Raw genomic sequence first — 576 nt, 5'->3', positions numbered from 1 at the left:
TAACGCCTGCATAACACGTTTGCTACCATGAAGATTAAGCTCAAATTTACCACTTAACACGGTAAACTCAAAGAAACCTAGAATGCCGAGTGTAGCAAATCGTGTTGATGCATTTGTTATAAGCACATTCTCACACGGTTCATATGAATAAATTGAGCATCTTCTGATGTTACTTGGAAACCAAATTTACGATATAAACCACCTACCCGATTGCCTTGCAAATAACACAATTTCACTGGTTTATTTTCTCTATCAGCAAACTCTAAACATTGACTTAAAACCTGACTTCCTATTCCTTTCCCGTGAAAACTTGGCAATAAAAAGAAACGGCAAAAATAGAAATGGTTGCCTTTGTTTTGAAGCAAATAGCTACCTACTGCTTCACCTGAGATTTCAATGATGGTTGGCTTTTCTTCATCCCATTCATCTTGATGCATTTCACGTTGGACTTTATCGTCCCAACCAAACACAGCCTTAATTGGCTCAAATTCAGCCGCCTTTTTAAGTTCAAATAAGAACTCAAAATCACTATCTTTCGCTGAACGCGTAGAAAATTTCAAACCTTTACCTCTGGCT

1 protein-coding gene is annotated in these 576 nt (G+C 37.5%); it reads right to left on the bottom strand.

The features are described from left to right. Window positions 1–116: 116 nt before the first annotated feature. Window positions 117–560, bottom strand: a complete 444-nt coding sequence (locus HC728_RS19795; protein WP_190395989.1) for a GNAT family N-acetyltransferase — start codon at window positions 558–560, stop codon at window positions 117–119. Between the last annotated feature and the right edge of the window lie 16 nt (window positions 561–576).

Source organism: Aliivibrio sp. S10_S31 (assembly GCF_014694495.1).
GTDB lineage: Bacteria > Pseudomonadota > Gammaproteobacteria > Enterobacterales > Vibrionaceae > Aliivibrio > Aliivibrio fischeri.
Note: the sequence above shows the minus strand (reverse complement) of the source record. Positions and strands in the feature narration are given on the sequence as shown.